The sequence below is a fragment of the Ferrimonas sediminum genome, assembly GCF_900100175.1.
Classification (GTDB): domain Bacteria; phylum Pseudomonadota; class Gammaproteobacteria; order Enterobacterales; family Shewanellaceae; genus Ferrimonas; species Ferrimonas sediminum.
Window position 1 is genome coordinate 56,782 of sequence record NZ_FNEM01000018.1, and the last position, 15,811, is coordinate 72,592.

Sequence of the window (15,811 nt, forward strand, 5' to 3'; positions counted from 1 at the left end):
TCCGCGGGCACGACGAAGGAGCACCGTCGCCCTTGCGAACGCGAGGGCCCAGCGTCTTCGGTTTTCACGCACACGAGGTTAAAGCCACTGGGTACCCGCGTCCGCGGGCACGACGGAGGGGTGATTTAGGTAGGAGGATAACGACCAGCCGTTCGGTTACCGAGAACTCTACCAAGGAGCACCGTCGCCCTTGCGCACGCGAGGGCCCAGCGTCCTTTGCTCTCCCGCTCGTCGCCCTTGCGCACGCGAGGGCCCAGCGTCTTCGGTTTTGCCCGTGGAAACCGCCACTGGCTACCCGCGTCCGCGGGCACGACGAAGTAGCACCGTCGCCCTTGCGAACGCGAGGGCCCAGTGTCTTAGGTTTTCACGCACACGAGGTTAAAGCCACTGGGTACCCGCGTCCGCGGGCACGACGGAAGGTTGTAGTTTACGCAGTGCGCCCCCGGAATGGATGGCGACCACTGCACCCGCCGTCCGAACAACACCACAACCGTGTCGCCCTTGCGCACGCGAGGGTCCAGCGTCTTTTGCTCTCCCGCCCGTCGCCCTTGCGAACGCGAGGGCCCAGCGTCTTCGGCTCTCCCGCCCGTCGCCCTTGCGCACGCGAGGGCCCAGTGTCTTCGGTTTTGCCCGTGGAAACCGCCACTGGATACCCGCGTCCGCGGGCACGACGAAGGAGCACCGTCGCCCTTGCGAACGCGAGGGCCCAGTGTCCTTTGCTCTCTCGCCCGTCGCCCTTGCGAACGCGAGGGCCCAGTGTCTTCGGTTTTGACCGTGGAAACCGCCACTGGGTACCCGCGTCCGCGGGCACGACGAAGGAGCACCGTCGCCCTTGCGCACGCGAGGGTCCAGTGTCTTCGGTTTTGCCCGCAGACACCGACAAAACCCGACTGCTCCCCCTTGCTTGAACACACCGGTATGGGAGGGGAAGAGCAGAGCGTCAGTAACGCGATAGACCCCAAGGTTAATGGCATTAAGTTGCGTCAGGTCAGCCTCTCTATAGCATTGAAATCTGGTTTTTTATCACGCCATGAACCCCCTGGCGCTGTGCAGGCGTTCCGTGACTGGTATACTCCTTGCTTATTCGTTAGCATTCTCGCTCGGCGTCAACAATCAGACGGAACATGAATCTACAGTCCAGCCTGTCCGGCTTCTTTCAAAAATACGGCATCTTCCTGAAGGGAGCCGGTACACCTTTGATGGTGCTGGCTGCCCTGGCTATGGTGACCCTGCCCATGCCGGCGCTGCTGCTGGACATGCTGTTCTCGTTCAATATCGCCTTGGCCCTGGTGGTGTTGCTGGTGTCGATTTACACCATGCGGCCATTGGATTTCGCTGCCTTTCCCACGGTACTGTTGATCGCCACCCTGCTGCGCCTGGCGCTGAACGTGGCGTCAACCCGACTGGTTTTGCTGGAAGGCCACAACGGCGGCGACGCCGCCGGTAAGGTGATTGAGGCGTTCGGCTCGGTGGTGATTGGCGGCAACTATGCCGTGGGCCTGGTGGTGTTCCTGATTCTGGTGATCATCAACTTCGTGGTGGTCACCAAGGGTGCCGGTCGTATCTCCGAAGTGACCGCTCGCTTCACCCTGGACGCCATGCCGGGTAAGCAGATGGCCATCGATGCCGACCTGAACGCCGGGCTTATCAACCAAGAGCAGGCCCGCGAACGTCGCGGCGAAGTGGCCAAAGAAGCCGATTTCTACGGGGCCATGGACGGTGCGTCCAAGTTCGTTAAGGGCGATGCCATTGCCGGCATCCTGATTCTGTTTATCAACATCCTCGGTGGCTTTGTCATCGGCATGTCCCAGCATCAGCTCGGTTTCTCCGAAGCGCTGGAGATCTACACCCTGCTGACCATCGGTGACGGTCTGGTGGCGCAAATCCCCGGGCTGCTGCTGTCCATCGCCGCCGCCATCATCATTACCCGCCAGAACGAATCCCAGAAGATGGGCGAGACTCTGGTCAGCCAGATGTTCGACGACCCCAAGGTGCTGATGGTGACCTCAGGGGTGTTGATTGTCATGGGACTGGTGCCGGGAATGCCGAAGCTGGCGTTTCTGGGCTTTGGCCTGTGCGGTGCCGGCCTGACCTACTGGACCTTTAAGCGGCGCCAGAAAGCCGCCGAAGTGGCGGTGCTGGAAGAGGAAACCGCCGCCACCGAGCGCATTGAATCCGAAAGCAAAGACCTGGGCTGGGACGACGTTAACCAGGTGGATACCATCGGCCTGGAGGTGGGCTATCGCTTGATCCCCCTGGTGGACAAGGCGCAGAAAGGGGAGTTGCTGGCCCGCATCAAAGGGGTGCGCAAAAAGCTGTCCCAGGAGTTTGGCTTCCTGATCCCGCCGGTTCACATTCGTGACAACCTGGATCTGGCACCGAACGCCTACCGCATCAGCCTGATGGGGGTGGCCATCGGTGAAGCCGAGATTCGCCATGACTGCGAACTGGCCATCAACCCCGGCCAGGTGTTTGGCCAACTGGAGGGGCAGACCACCACCGATCCGGCCTTTGGCCTGGAGGCGGTATGGATTAACTCGGATCGCCGCGACCACGCCCAGACTCTGGGTTACACCGTGGTCGACGCGGCCACGGTGGTGGCGACCCACCTCAGCCAGTTACTCACCAACAACGCCTCCCAGTTGCTGGGGTACGAGGAGGTGCAGCAGTTGCTGGACATCCTGGCCAAAGACTCGCCCAAGCTGGTCGAGGGGCTGGTGCCTGAGGTGCTGTCTCTGGGCGTAATCGTCAAGGTACTGCAGAACATGCTCAACGAGGGCGTACCGGTGCGCGACGTGCGCACCCTGGTGCAGACCCTGGTGGAGTACGGGCCAAAGAGTAAAGATCCGGAAGTGTTAACGGCGGCGGTTCGTATCGCCCTGAAACGTCTGATTGTTCAAGAGATAAACGGTTCCGAGTCGGAAATTCCCGTCATTACTTTGTCACCTGAACTGGAACAGATATTGCATCAGTCATTGCAATCCAGCAACGGCGATAACAGTGGTCTGGAACCTGGGCTGGCCGAGCGTCTGCAGAAGTCGCTGTCGGAAACGGCCCAGAAGCAGGAGATGGTGGGTGAGCCTGCCGTGCTGCTGACTTCCGGTGTATTGAGAACCACACTGAGCCGGTTTGTGAAACATACGATTCCATCCCTGAGAGTACTGTCCTATCAGGAGATACCGGATGATAAACAGATTCGAATCGTCCACTCCGTGGGCCAGTAACCCGAGGAGCGGGGAGTAACCAACGTGAAGATAAAACGATTTTTTGCCAAGGATATGCGTACTGCGCTGGCCGAAGTCAAAGAGACTCTGGGCACCGACGCGGTGATCATGTCCAACAAGAAGGTCAACGGCGGCGTCGAAATTGTGGCGGCCGTGGATTTCGATGACCACAGTGGCGCCAGTAATCCGTCACTGAATCTGTCCACTGCCCCGGCTCCCTCGATGTTATCCCGCAAGCTGGCCGAAGACACCGTCTCCCTTGGTCGCCCGAGCACCCCGACGCCGCGCAGTCCGGCGAAGCAACCCCTGGTCAGTGATGATCGCCAGCCTCGAAAATCCGAGGCCGATGCCGCCAGTGACAGTTTGCGTGGCCTGCTGGAACGTCAGCAGCAGCGATTGAAGCAGCGCAGCTTCGAAGAGGAACAGCCGAAACAACTGGGGCGCCGTAACGAAGCCCTGCCGGAGTGGGCCAAAGAGGCCTTTGGTCGTCCGGAGCAGCCAAAGCCCGCGCCTAAGCCACAGGCGAAATCCCGCCCGGCCGAGAGCCGCGGCAGCGGTCAGCAGGAACTCAAGGCGGTGCGCGAAGAGATGGCGTCCATCCGTCAACTGCTGGAGCATCAGGTTTCCAACCTGATGGACCAGGATCTGGCTCGCCGTGAGCCGGTTCGGGCGATGCTGGCGGAGAAACTGCGAGACAACGGCTTCCACCGCAGCGTGGCGGATCACTTCGCCTCCATGGTGCCCGAGCACCTGAGCCTGCACGATGCGCTGGCCCAACTGCCACAGCTGATTGCCGGCGAGTTGACTCAAACCTCGGAAGAGACATTGAGCCAGGGCGGCGTCATCGCACTGGTGGGGCCAACCGGTGTGGGCAAGACCACAACTGTGGCCAAATTGGCGGCGCGCTTCGCAGCTCGGTACGGAGTTGATCAAGTTGCGCTGATTACGACCGATAACTACCGTATTGGCGCCAAAGAGCAGCTGGCCACCTATGGCAAAATCATGGGCTGTCCGGTTCGAAGCGCCAGTAATGTGAAAGAGTTGGAAAATGTGCTGTATCAGCTTCGCAGTCGTCGGTTGATCCTGATCGACACCGCCGGCATGGGCCAGCGGGACATGCGACTGGTTGAGCAGCTGGATAACCTGGTTGCAGCGACCCGGTTACCCATCCGTCCCTATCTGGTGCTGTCATCGACGGCCCAGTACCGGGTGCTGAAGGAAACGGTGGAGCAGTTCCGCCGCATCTCCCTGGCAGGGTGCATTTTCACTAAGCTGGATGAGGCCCATAATATCGGAGAGGCGTTGAGTGTTTTGATTCAAAATTCCTTGCCAATCAGTTACCTTACTGACGGACAACGAGTACCTGAAGATCTTCGCACCGCCGAACCCGAATACTTGGCGCGACGCGCGGTGGTCCTGGACCAACCGCAGCAATGGGGCGAGCCCGAACAACGACAGAGTATGGCGGGCAGCTATGAATAGATGGTTTTTGCAGGATCAGGCGAGCGGACTTAGAAAGATGGCACAGCAAAAGCAGAAGATGGTGAAAGTGATTGCGGTGACCGGCGGCAAGGGCGGCGTGGGTAAAACCAACGTCTCCATTAACCTGGCAACCTCTCTGGCGCAGAAAGGTCAGAAGGTGCTGGTGCTCGATGGTGACCTGGGCCTGGCCAATGTAGACGTATTGCTTGGACTGCGGGTAACGCGCAACTTGTCGCACGTGATCAGCGGCGAATGCAGCCTGTCGGAAGTGCTGGTGGAAGGCCCCAAAGGGGTGTTCATCGTACCGGCGGCATCGGGTACCCAGGAGATGGTGGAGTTGACCGCCGCTCAGCATGTGGGGTTGATTCGTGCGTTCAGCGAGCTGGAAGACGAGTTCGATGTGCTGATCGTGGATACCGCCGCCGGCATCTCGGAGATGGTGCTCAGCTACTCACGGGCGGCGCAGGAGGTGATGGTCGTGGTGTGCGACGAGCCCACCTCCATTACCGATGCTTATGCGTTGATTAAGATTCTGTCCCGGGAGCACGGCGTATTCCGTTTCCGGATTGTGGCCAACATGGTCCGCAGTCTGCGGGAGGGCATGGAGCTGTTCGCCAAGCTGTCCAAGGTGACCGACCGCTTCCTCGATGTGGCCCTGGAACTGGTGGCCACCATACCCTTTGATGAAAACGTGCGTAAGGCCGTCCGCAAACAGCGGGTCGTGGTCGAAGCCTTCCCACGTGCTCCGGCGTCCATCGCCTATCAGGGGTTGTCCAACAAAGTGATGAGTTGGCCAACACCGGATAACCCCGGAGGCCACCTGGAGTTCTTTGTTGAACGCCTGGTGCGCCGCAACATGTACGGGGAAGCGGTTGGTGAATAAGGCGGCCGCCTACACCCAGTTCGATAACCGAACCTCCTTGGTCGAGCGCTACGCCCCGCTGGTGAAGCGCATCGCCCATCACCTGATGGCCCGTCTGCCGGCCAGTGTGCAACTGGATGACCTGCTTCAATCCGGCATGATTGGTCTGCTGGAAGCCTCCCGCAACTTCGACGGCAGCAAAGGGGCCAGTTTTGAGACCTTTGCCGGCATCCGCATTCGCGGTGCCATGCTGGACGAGATTCGTCGTGGAGACTGGGTGCCTCGCTCGGTTCATCGCAACTACCGCCAGGTAACCGAAGCCATCAGCGAACTGGAAAAGCGCCTCGGTCGGGATCCACGCGATACCGAAGTGGCCGCCCATCTGGACGTACCTGTCGCCGACTATCACCAGATGCTAAATGAAGCCAGCATGGGTAGAATGGTCGGCATTGAAGATTTGGGCGTTCCGGCCGATAGCTTTGTAGATGAAGATGCGCCGCAGCGCAATTTTGAGCAGGTGGCTCAGGAACGGTTTCAACAGGCACTTTCCGCCGCAATTAAGACATTGCCTGAAAGGGAAGCGCTTGTTTTGTCGCTCTATTACGATGAAGAACTCAACTTGAAAGAGATTGGTCAGGTGCTTGGCGTCAGTGAGTCGCGAGTGAGCCAGATCAATAGTCAGGCAATGATGCGTCTTAAAAGTCGTTTATCAAGTTGGCAACAATAGAAATTAGATTAATAATGCGCTCTGCACTATTGGCTCGATGGGGATACCCCGGCTGGAGGATGTTTTGAACACAAACATGAAGATTCTGATCGTTGATGATTTTTCAACAATGCGTCGGATCATCAAAAACTTATTGCGTGACCTGGGGTTTAACAACACTCTCGAAGCAGACGATGGCAATACTGCCCTTCCTATGCTGAAGGAAGGCGATTTTGATTTTGTCGTAACGGACTGGAACATGCCGGGCATGCAGGGGATTGACCTGTTGCGCGCCATTCGCGCAGACCAGAACCTGAAGCACCTGCCTGTTTTGATGGTAACTGCCGAAGCCAAGCGCGAACAGATCGTGATGGCGGCCGAGGCTGGTGTAAACGGTTACGTCGTTAAACCTTTTACTGCTGCGACCCTAAAAGAGAAGTTGGAAAAGATATTCGACCGTCTTAACTAAAAGTCGCAGGGAGAGCATATGCAACAGGATGCCTATATCTCGTTGGAAGATGCCCGCGAACTGGTGGCTTTGTTAGAGAAGGACCAGGTAGAGCAGGCGAACCAACTTATTCAGATGGCGGCCGCGCCACTGAATCAAAAATTATTCGATGAAGTCGGTAAGTTGACCCGTCAACTGCACGATGCATTGCAGGACTTCCAACTTGACGACCGTATTTCGGATCTCGCCAAGCACGAGATCCCCGATGCCAAAGAGCGTCTGACCTACGTCATTGAGATGACTGAACAGGCGGCCAACCGTACCATGGACGCGCTGGACGACAGCATGCCGCTGGTGTCGCAGATGCAGTCCCGGATTCAGAATCTGCAGCCGGGCTGGCAAAAGCTGATGGATAAGCAGATTGAGCTGGGCGAGTTTAAGACGCTGTGCCATGAAATGGACGCGATGTTGTCCAGCTCTGCCGACGATGCCAGCAAGGTCACCGATACCCTGAACCAGATTATGATGGCTCAGGATTTTCAGGATCTGACCGGGCAGGTGATTCGGCGGGTGATCGATCTGGTGCGTGAAGTGGAAGAGAATCTGGTGTCGATGCTGACCGTGTTCGGTGAGCAAGCAGACGTAAACCGTCAGGCTGTCGATTCGGCAGCGGCGGAAGGCCCAGTAGTGAGTTCGGAAAACAAAGCGGAAGTCGTTAACGGTCAGGATGAAGTTGACGATCTGCTTTCCAGCCTCGGGTTCTAGGAGCTAGGCGATGGGTTTTGACATAGATGACGAGATCCTGCAGGACTTTTTGGTTGAAGCAGGTGAGATTTTGGAACAGTTGCAGGAGCAGCTGGTGGAGTTGGAAAACAACCCTACCGACAGTGACCTGTTAAACGCCATTTTTCGGGGTTTCCATACAGTAAAGGGTGGGGCGGGCTTCTTGAGTCTGACCCATCTGGTCGACGCCTGTCACGGCGCCGAAAACGTGTTCGACATGCTGCGTAATGGCCAGCTGGAGATGACGTCAGAGCTGATGGATGTGATTTTGCAGGCTCTGGACACGGTCAACGAGATGTTTGTCCTGGTTCAGGCCGGTGATGAGCTGGAGCCTGCGGATCCGCAGTTGCTGGCCACACTGGAAGCGATCACGGATCCCAATAGCCCATCGCCATTGTCGGCTCCCGAGCCCACAGCAGCCAGTGCCCCGGCACCGGTGGCTGAACCCGTACCCGAGCCAAGTGTCAAACCCGAGCCGGTGTCACTGAATGGTGGCGGCATCGACAGCATGACCCAGCCCGAGTTTGAACACATCATGAGTGGCCTGGATGACAGCCAAAGCGGCGCGCCGCTGGCCACCGCTGCTGAAAGTCGCAAGTCAGCCCCTGCCGACATCGGTAGCGGTGACGAAATTTCCGATGATGAGTTTGAAGCCCTGCTGGACAACCTGCATGGCAAAGGCCAGTTCTCCACCGAGGTCGCTCCCGAGCCAATCGCGCCCTCCGGTGACTTGATCTCCGACGACGAGTTCGAAAATCTGCTGGATGAGCTGCACGGCAAAGGCGGCGCACCCGGTAAGGCGCCAGCGGCTGCCGAAGCGCCGGCGTCCGACGAGATCACCGATGATGAGTTTGAAGCGCTGCTGGACCAGCTGCACGGCAAGGGCCAGGCCCCGGCGGCGGTAACGCCGGAACCGGCAGCGGTCGAGGCGGTTGTGGCTGCCCCTGTCGCCGCGGTTAAAGCGGCGACCGAGCCAGCGAAAGCCGCCCCGAAAAAGGCGCCGGCCAAAGCGCAGAGCGCCCCCACCGGTGAAACCACGGTGCGGGTAGACACCGCCCGCCTCGATGACATTATGAACATGGTGGGCGAACTGGTACTGGTGCGTAACCGCCTGGTCAGCCTCGGCATCGAACGTGAAGATGAAGAGATGAGCAAAGCGGTGGCCAACCTGGATCTGGTGACCGCCGATCTTCAGGGTGCGGTGATGAAGACCCGCATGCAGCCCATCAAGAAGGTGTTTGGCCGCTTCCCTCGCGTGGTTCGCGATCTGGCGCGCAGTCTCAACAAAGACATCGCCCTGACCATGGAAGGGGAAGACACCGATCTCGACAAAAACCTGGTTGAGGCGCTGTCCGATCCGCTGGTGCACCTGGTGCGCAACGCCGTCGACCATGGCATCGAAATGCCGGACGAACGCGAAGCCAATGGCAAGCCTCGTCAGGGTAACATTCTGCTGTCGGCCTCCCAGGAGGGCGACCACATCCTGCTGTGCATTCGCGATGACGGTGCCGGTATGGATGCCGAAAAACTCAAAGGCATCGCCATCAGCCGCGGCATCCTCGATGAGGATGGCGCCGCCCGCATGAGCGATCAGGATGCCTACAACCTGATTTTTGCGCCGGGCTTCTCCACCAAAACCGAGATCTCCGACATCTCCGGCCGTGGTGTGGGCATGGATGTGGTGAAAACCCGCATCACCCAGCTGAACGGCTCGGTGCACATCGACTCCAATAAGGGCACCGGTACCATCCTCGAGATTAAGGTGCCGCTGACGCTGGCGATCATGCCGACGTTGATGGTGGAAGTGGGTGAACAGATCTTTGCCCTGCCGTTGTCCTGCATCAACGAGATTTTCCACCTGGATCTGAGCAAGACCAATGTGGTGGACGGTCAGTTAACCGTGACCGTGCGTGAAAAGGCGATACCGCTGTTCTACCTCGACAAGTGGCTGCTGAACGGCCCGGGTCGGGTGGAGCGCGAAGATCAGGGCCATGTGGTGATTGTCCACATCGGTACCCTGCAGGTTGGTTTCGTGGTGGATGGCCTGATTGGCCAGGAAGAGGTGGTGATTAAACCTTTGGGTTCACTGCTTCACGGCACTCCCGGCATGGCCGGTGCCACCATCACCTCTGACGGTGGTTGTGCCCTGATTCTCGATGTACCTGGACTGCTGAAGCAACACGCAAGACGCTAGCAGTCGGTAGAGTAAACGAAGGATAGGTATGTCGATAAAAGTACTGGTGGTAGACGATTCAAGTTTTTTTCGTCGCCGCGTATCGGAAATCATCAACGCAGATCCGCTGCTGGAGGTGGTAGGTACCGCCTCCAACGGTCGCGAAGCCGTTGAGCAAGTACGCCGCCTGCGCCCGCAGGTGGTGACCATGGACATCGAGATGCCGCAGATGAACGGCATCGAGGCGGTGCGCGAGATCATGCGCACCAATCCGGTTCCGGTGTTGATGTTCTCCTCCCTCACCTATGAGGGTGCGCGCTCCACACTGGAAGCGCTGGAGGCCGGCGCCGCCGACTTCCTGCCTAAGCGTTTCGAGGACATCGCCAACGATCGTGCCAATGCCATCGCCCTGCTGCAGCAGCGGGTGCGGGCCATCGCTTCTCGCCGTTGTGGCAGCAGCAGGCCGACACCGCCGCCTGCCAGCCCGCGTACAACCCTGGGCAGTCGCAGTCCGGTCGCACCCAAGCCGGCTACCGTGGCGCTGCGGCCGGCGCTGCGTACCGGCACCAGCAGTGAGGTGGGGGCGGTCAAGATGCCGTCCAGGCCCAGTGGCAAGAGCTACAAGCTGTTGGCCATCGGTACCTCCACCGGTGGTCCGGTTGCCCTGCAAAAAATCCTGACCCTGTTACCGGCAGACTTTCCGTTGCCCATCGTGCTGGTGCAGCACATGCCGGCGGCCTTCACGCCGGCCTTTGCCCAGCGACTGGACAGCCTGTGCAAGATTTCGGTTAAGGAAGCCCAGGGCGGAGAATTGCTCAAGCCCGGCTGTGCCTATCTGGCGCCCGGCGGTAAACAGATGCTGATCGACGGCTCCAACCGTGCCGCCAAGCTGACCATCCGTGATGGCGGCGAGCAACTGAACTACAAGCCTTCGGTGGACGTGACCTTTGGGTCGGCGGCCCGAATCTACAAAGGCGATGTGCTGGGTGTCATTCTGACCGGCATGGGCGCCGACGGCCGCGAAGGGTCGCGGATGCTCAAGCGGGAAGGGGCCAATATCTGGGCCCAGGATGAAGCCAGTTGTGTGGTCTATGGCATGCCGCAGGCGGTGGCCACCGAACAGATCTCCAGCTGCTCCATTCCGCTGGACAAGATGGCCGACTGCATCCTCAAAGAGGTGGGTCGCCGATGACCTGTGGCTGGCGCTGTAAGCTCAATGGTTACCTGTTAGCCGTGCTGGCCACGGTGGCTTGCGTCAGCCTGTTTTGGGCCGTGGACAAGCACCATGTGGCGGCCGAGCTGGAGCAGCAGCTGGTCAATCAGCAGTCGATCAACGAACAGCAGCAACAGCAACTGCAAACCCTGGCCGCCGAGTTGACTCAGTGGCGGGAGCTGGAGCGGCAGCGACAGGAGATTCGTCGTCGTCATCAACAGGCTCAGGAAACCGGTCAGCCGGTCGCCTTGAATACCGATGACGCCGGTGTGACCACCTATGCCCAGCCCCATGGCGGGGTAAGAATCAGCCGCGAGCCATAGGCTGAGCGGCAATAGCAACTGGGGAATCCCGTGCAGGTCTGGACCGTATCGAATCAGAAGGGTGGGGTAGGCAAAACCACCAGCGTCATTACCCTGGCCGGGCTTCTGGTGAAGCGCGGCTATCGGGTGTTGGCGGTCGATACCGATCCACAGGCCTCCCTGGGGTACTACCTTGGGGTCGACCCCGATGAGCTGCCGGGATCGCTGTTTGACCTGTTCCGCTATCATGAAGAGATTGAACGTCAGCACGTTGAAGCGGTGATCGTGCCCACCAGCGTGCCACAGCTGGATCTGCTGCCGGCCACCACGGCTCTGGCGACCCTGGACCGAACCCTGGGCACCAAAGACGGCATGGGGCTGATCCTCAAGCGGGTGCTGGAGATGGTCAGCCACCGTTATGACGCGGTGTTGATTGATTGCCCGCCGGTGCTGGGCGTGTTGATGATCAACGCCCTGGCGGCGTGTGACCGCATCGTGGTTCCGGTACAAACTGAGTTTCTGGCGCTCAAGGGACTGGATAGAATGGTCAGGACCCTGGAGATGGTGGGGCGGTCGCGAGGCACGCAGTACCCCTTCACCATAGTGCCGACCATGTTTGACAAGCGTACCCGGGCGTCGTTGCAGGCGTTGACGGCGCTGACACAGAAGTACCCGAAAGATTTGTGGCACTCGGTGATTCCGGTGGATACCCGGTTTCGAGATGCCAGCCAGGCCCACTTGCCGCCGTCGCATTACGATGCCGGCAGCCGGGGGGTGAAGGCCTATGATCAACTGCTAAACGCGTTACTGGATCAACAAGGTGAGTTCAATGTCTAAAGCGGCAGAACAGGCCTTGCTGGATTATTTTGACGTCATGCTGACGCCGCCGAAGCCGGAGTTGGATGAGGTCCAGAAAGCCAGCCTCAGCCAGTTGCTGGCACGGGCGCAGGGTGACGGGATGACCGTCGCCGAAGCGGTCCCAGAGCCGTCAACTGAGGTTGAAGAGGCGATTGAAGTACAACAACAACCCTCATCGGTTAAGGTGGAATCCGAGCCGGTGATCGACACGCAGACAGCGGTCTCGGTCAAGACGCAGGTGGAACACACCACCGCGAAAGATGAGGCCGGCTGGCGCGATGAACTGGAACAGGAGTTTCAGTGTCTGTATTTCGAAGTGGCGGGCTTGGTGATTGCCGTACCGTTGCTTACACTGGGCGGAATTAAACGCCTGAGCAAGCTGAACCATCTGCCTGGCAGCCCGAACTGGGTGCTGGGGGTGCAGCTGGATGCTCAAGATGGAAAATTGAATGTGGTGGACAGTGGCCAGTGGTTCCTGGCCGATCGACCACAAACCAATACCGCCGATTACGATTATCAGTATCTGGTGCGCCTGGGGGACAGCCCCTGGACTCTGGCCTGCGAATCGTTGTTGGACGCGGAGCCGCTGTCTAAGTCAGAGATAAACTGGCAGCAGCAGGCTTCATCGAAACGCCCCTGGTTGGCGGGCATTGTTCGGGATAAGAAATGCGTGGTGCTCGACGTTCCTGAGCTGATACGCATGCTTGATGCTGGTTTAGATATTACCGTAAAGGAGTCCTGATAGGATGAGTGAATTACGCGCAGCGGTGGCTGAAACCACCGAAGGGGAAGACAAGGTACTGCAATGGGTCACCTTCCGCCTGGATAACGAAACCTATGGTGTGAACGTGATGCAGGTTCGGGAAGTGTTGCGATTCAGCGACATTGCCCCCGTACCCGGTGCGCCACACTACGTATTGGGGATCATCAACCTGCGCGGTAACGTGGTCACGGTGATCGACACCCGTTCCCGTTTTGCCCTGTCTCAGTCGGACGTGACCGATACCACCCGCATCGTGATCATCGAAACCGAGAGCCAGGTTGTGGGCATTCTGGTCGACAGCGTGGCGGAAGTGGTTTACCTGCGTTCCTCCGAGATCGACTCGGCGCCAAACGTCGGCACCGAAGAGAGCGCCAAGTTTATCCAGGGCGTAAGCCACCGCGATGATGAACTGCTGATTCTGGTGGACCTCAACAAACTGCTGACCGATGAAGAGTGGCAGGAGATCTCCGGCCTGTGATAGCTCTGATCCTTGCTGGGGCTGCGGCTGCGGTGTCTCTGGCGGCTCTGCTGTTTGCGTGGAAAAGCCGCCAACAGACCCAGGGGATCGAACGCAAATTTGAAGCGCTGACCTTGCTGCTGAAAGAGGCAGAACGTCAGCGTGATGGTTTGCGTCGCGAGCTCAATGAGCTGCGCAGCGGCGCGCTCGGGGTTGGCCGTAAGGTGAAAACCATCGAGCAGCAGCTGGCCCACACTCAAGCCAGACAGGATGAACTGTCCCACAACGATCCGGATGCCCGACTCTACAGCCGCGCCATGAAGATGGTGGAACTGGGGGCCGGTGTCGATGAGATCGTCAAAGAGTGCGAAATCCCCATGGCGGAAGCGCAGCTGTTGGTGACCCTGCATAAGTCACCCAACGCCTGATTCAAAAAACGGAGCCCAAGGCTCCGTTTTTTATTACCTCCACCCCCGCCTTTCGTCATTCTTGCGAACGCGAGAATCCAGCGTCTTCGCCCTTGACCGTCGTGCCCGCGCACGCGGGTACCCAGCGACTTTGCCCTTGATTGTCGTGCCCTCTACCACTGCACTCCAATCACCCCTCCGTCGTGCCCGCGAACGCGGGTACCCAGCGTCTTTGACCTTGATTGTCGTGCCCTCTACCACTGCACTCCAATCACCCCTCCGTCGTGCCCGCGAACGCGGGTACCCAGTGTCTTTGACCTTGCCTTTGACCGTAACCCAATAAAAGCCACTAGACCCTCGCGTCCGCAAGGGCGACGGTGCGAACTGGATGGTTTTGAAGTTAACTTGGCCTCTCGAGGTTGCGGCAGGGTTGGGGCAGCTCGCTACCACCGCAGGTTAACCCACCCTCCGTCGTGCCCGCGAACGCGGGTACCCAGTGTCTTTGACCTTGACCTTGACCTTGCCCTTGACCTTGCCGTAATAAAAGCCACTGGACCCTCGCGTTCGCAAGGGCGACGGTGCGAACTGGATGGTTTTGAAGTTAACTTGGCCTCTCGAGGTTGCGGCAGGGTTGGGGCAGCTCGCTACCACCGCAGGTTAACCCACCCTCCGTCGTGCCCGCGAACGCGGGTACCCAGCGTTTTTGAGGTTTATAAAGTTATTAACCGGGGAGGGAAGTGAACTCCAGTTTAGGCTTTAAAGTCGATTTTCTGGTGGATGTTCTGCCACTGCTCGGGGAATTTCCCCTCCAGCATGTAGGCGTAGGCGATGAGTTCGGCGATGACCAGGTACAGGGCGGGAGGAATCGCTTCCCCGATCTCCAGTTTGGACAACACCTCGGCCAGTTGTTTGTCTTCGTGAACCAGAATGCCGGCCTCAATTGCCGCTTGTTCAATCTCATAGGCCAGGTCGCCGGCTCCACTGGCCACCACCTTGGGCGCCTGCTTTTGATCGTACTGCAGGGCAACGGCTTTTTTCTGTTTGCTGGTCATCGTCCCATGGCTCCATAGGTCATTCGTTTGGCGGGTTGAGCGATGGAGTCGGGCACGTCGCCAACCTGGCAGCGCGGCACCGTCGTTTGCAGGCCGTGATCCTGAAAACGGTGCACCAGGGTTTCGACCTGCTCATCGACCCGGTGGGCCAGCGTTCGGCTGTCGGTGACCAGTGACATCTGCAGGGCATCGTCCTGATAGCGAGCGCGTACTAACAGGTTGCCGAGGCTGAGTTCAAAGCGCAGGGTCAGCAACCAGAACTCGTTGTCACCGGCCTCGGGGTAGCGTGCCAGCCCAAGCTGAAGCTCTCGTTGAACCCGTTCCTGCTCGTACGGGAAGGCGTAATACAGAATCTGGTTATCCCCGTCCAACTGGCTCTGGCGTTGAAACTCGGTCATCTGCTTAAAAAGATCGGCGATGCCCGCCGACGTGGTTGCCTTGGTGGCTTCACTCAGCGAAGAGAGGGCACCCGACTCGGATACCGGCCGACCTTTTCGGGCCTGCAGGTGAAACCACAGCGCCAGTAGGGTACCGATGGGCGTGGCACCATTGGCGGCGGGCAGGCTGCCCAGAGCGGCAAACAGCCCTTTGAGCAGCGCCGGAGAGGCGTATTGCGCCAGCGAGGGCATCAGGGTCTTCTCCCCGCCGCTATCGGTGCCCAGGCGCTGGGCCAGCGCCGGCAGCAGCGCCTTGAGCTCGGGTTGTTGCCGCAGCAACTCCAGCAGGCTGCCCTGGGAAACCGGGGGTTTCTGGCCGCCGAACACGGCGTCACCGGTCTGGGGCGTAGTAGGAGACAGCAGCTTCAGAGTAAAGGAGTCGCCGGCCCGAAACAGCGTCAGCTTGCGCTGCTCTTGCTGCATCTCGAACTTTCCTACCAACGGCCCGGCCAACGACCCAGGCAAGCCTTCCATCAACGGCTTTCCGCCGGAGCGTAACAGCAACTGACCTTGTTGATTAATCATCAAATCAATGGGTTTTGATGCATTAAATAGATTGGCCGCGACATTCTTTAACAATGTTGGATTTGTTATTGTATGCGCCAGTGATAAAGTACGGCCCTGATAGCTTTGTCGGTCAATAC

15 protein-coding genes are annotated in these 15,811 nt (G+C 59.0%); 13 read left to right on the top strand and 2 right to left on the bottom strand.

Annotation, left to right across the window (positions count from 1 at the left end; genetic code table 11):
* Positions 1–1,124 precede the first annotated feature (1,124 nt).
* From flhA to BLT77_RS16760, 13 genes are all read left to right on the top strand, one after another.
* The gene (flhA, locus tag BLT77_RS16700) at positions 1,125–3,224 is read left to right on the top strand and encodes a flagellar biosynthesis protein FlhA (protein WP_090367522.1); all 2,100 of its coding nucleotides are present in this window, start codon (positions 1,125–1,127) and stop codon (positions 3,222–3,224) included.
* Between the two features lie 24 nt (positions 3,225–3,248).
* Positions 3,249–4,706: a flagellar biosynthesis GTPase FlhF gene (gene flhF / locus BLT77_RS16705; protein WP_090367524.1), complete on the top strand. Its 1,458-nt coding sequence runs from the start codon at positions 3,249–3,251 to the stop codon at positions 4,704–4,706.
* Complete coding sequence (locus tag BLT77_RS16710; RefSeq protein ID WP_090367526.1) at positions 4,699–5,589, top strand: MinD/ParA family protein; 891 nt, start codon at positions 4,699–4,701, stop codon at positions 5,587–5,589. Before flhF ends, BLT77_RS16710 begins: the two co-directional genes overlap by 8 nt.
* A complete protein-coding gene (locus tag BLT77_RS16715) occupies positions 5,582–6,295 on the top strand; it encodes an RNA polymerase sigma factor FliA (protein ID WP_090367580.1) in 714 nt (237 codons plus the stop codon). Before BLT77_RS16710 ends, BLT77_RS16715 begins: the two co-directional genes overlap by 8 nt.
* A gap of 64 nt (positions 6,296–6,359) precedes the next feature.
* Entirely contained in the window at positions 6,360–6,743 is a 384-nt protein-coding gene (gene cheY / locus BLT77_RS16720) for a chemotaxis response regulator CheY (RefSeq protein WP_028113103.1), read from the top strand.
* Between the two features lie 18 nt (positions 6,744–6,761).
* Positions 6,762–7,487 (top strand): protein phosphatase CheZ, encoded by a 726-nt coding sequence (locus tag BLT77_RS16725; RefSeq protein ID WP_090367528.1) that lies wholly within the window; start codon positions 6,762–6,764, stop codon positions 7,485–7,487.
* Positions 7,488–7,497: 10 nt separating this feature from the next.
* A complete protein-coding gene (locus BLT77_RS16730; RefSeq protein ID WP_090367530.1) occupies positions 7,498–9,699 on the top strand; it encodes a chemotaxis protein CheA in 2,202 nt (733 codons plus the stop codon).
* 28 nt (positions 9,700–9,727) lie between these two features.
* On the top strand, positions 9,728–10,870 hold the full coding sequence (locus tag BLT77_RS16735) for a protein-glutamate methylesterase/protein-glutamine glutaminase (RefSeq protein ID WP_090367532.1): 1,143 nt from the start codon (positions 9,728–9,730) through the stop codon (positions 10,868–10,870).
* A complete protein-coding gene (locus BLT77_RS16740) occupies positions 10,867–11,214 on the top strand; it encodes a hypothetical protein (RefSeq protein ID WP_090367534.1) in 348 nt (115 codons plus the stop codon). Before BLT77_RS16735 ends, BLT77_RS16740 begins: the two co-directional genes overlap by 4 nt.
* A gap of 30 nt (positions 11,215–11,244) precedes the next feature.
* Positions 11,245–12,030: a ParA family protein gene (locus BLT77_RS16745; protein ID WP_090367536.1), complete on the top strand. Its 786-nt coding sequence runs from the start codon at positions 11,245–11,247 to the stop codon at positions 12,028–12,030.
* Positions 12,023–12,793 (top strand): chemotaxis protein CheW, encoded by a 771-nt coding sequence (locus BLT77_RS16750; RefSeq protein ID WP_090367538.1) that lies wholly within the window; start codon positions 12,023–12,025, stop codon positions 12,791–12,793. Before BLT77_RS16745 ends, BLT77_RS16750 begins: the two co-directional genes overlap by 8 nt.
* Positions 12,794–12,797: 4 nt before the next feature.
* Positions 12,798–13,292, top strand: a complete 495-nt coding sequence (locus tag BLT77_RS16755) for a chemotaxis protein CheW (RefSeq protein ID WP_090367540.1) — start codon at positions 12,798–12,800, stop codon at positions 13,290–13,292.
* Complete coding sequence (locus tag BLT77_RS16760; protein WP_090367542.1) at positions 13,289–13,699, top strand: DUF2802 domain-containing protein; 411 nt, start codon at positions 13,289–13,291, stop codon at positions 13,697–13,699. The genes BLT77_RS16755 and BLT77_RS16760 overlap by 4 nt, the downstream gene beginning before the upstream one ends.
* Before the next feature lie 728 nt (positions 13,700–14,427).
* Here the strand turns inward: BLT77_RS16760 and BLT77_RS16765 are convergent.
* Entirely contained in the window at positions 14,428–14,730 is a 303-nt protein-coding gene (locus tag BLT77_RS16765; RefSeq protein ID WP_028113260.1) for an EscU/YscU/HrcU family type III secretion system export apparatus switch protein, read from the bottom strand.
* A complete protein-coding gene (locus BLT77_RS16770; protein WP_090367543.1) occupies positions 14,727–15,692 on the bottom strand; it encodes a hypothetical protein in 966 nt (321 codons plus the stop codon). Before BLT77_RS16770 ends, BLT77_RS16765 begins: the two co-directional genes overlap by 4 nt.
* Positions 15,693–15,811: the final 119 nt, after the last annotated feature.

Coding starts and splice junctions, on each gene's coding strand:
- flhA (WP_090367522.1), top strand. CDS start 1,125: ATGAATCTACAGTCCAGCCTGTCCGGCTTCTTTCAAAAATACGGCATC.
- BLT77_RS16710 (WP_090367526.1), top strand. CDS start 4,699: ATGAATAGATGGTTTTTGCAGGATCAGGCGAGCGGACTTAGAAAGATG.
- BLT77_RS16725 (WP_090367528.1), top strand. CDS start 6,762: ATGCAACAGGATGCCTATATCTCGTTGGAAGATGCCCGCGAACTGGTG.
- BLT77_RS16730 (WP_090367530.1), top strand. CDS start 7,498: ATGGGTTTTGACATAGATGACGAGATCCTGCAGGACTTTTTGGTTGAA.
- BLT77_RS16735 (WP_090367532.1), top strand. CDS start 9,728: ATGTCGATAAAAGTACTGGTGGTAGACGATTCAAGTTTTTTTCGTCGC.
- BLT77_RS16740 (WP_090367534.1), top strand. CDS start 10,867: ATGACCTGTGGCTGGCGCTGTAAGCTCAATGGTTACCTGTTAGCCGTG.
- BLT77_RS16750 (WP_090367538.1), top strand. CDS start 12,023: ATGTCTAAAGCGGCAGAACAGGCCTTGCTGGATTATTTTGACGTCATG.
- BLT77_RS16755 (WP_090367540.1), top strand. CDS start 12,798: ATGAGTGAATTACGCGCAGCGGTGGCTGAAACCACCGAAGGGGAAGAC.
- BLT77_RS16765 (WP_028113260.1), bottom strand. CDS start 14,730: ATGACCAGCAAACAGAAAAAAGCCGTTGCCCTGCAGTACGATCAAAAG.
- BLT77_RS16770 (WP_090367543.1), bottom strand. CDS start 15,692: ATGATTAATCAACAAGGTCAGTTGCTGTTACGCTCCGGCGGAAAGCCG.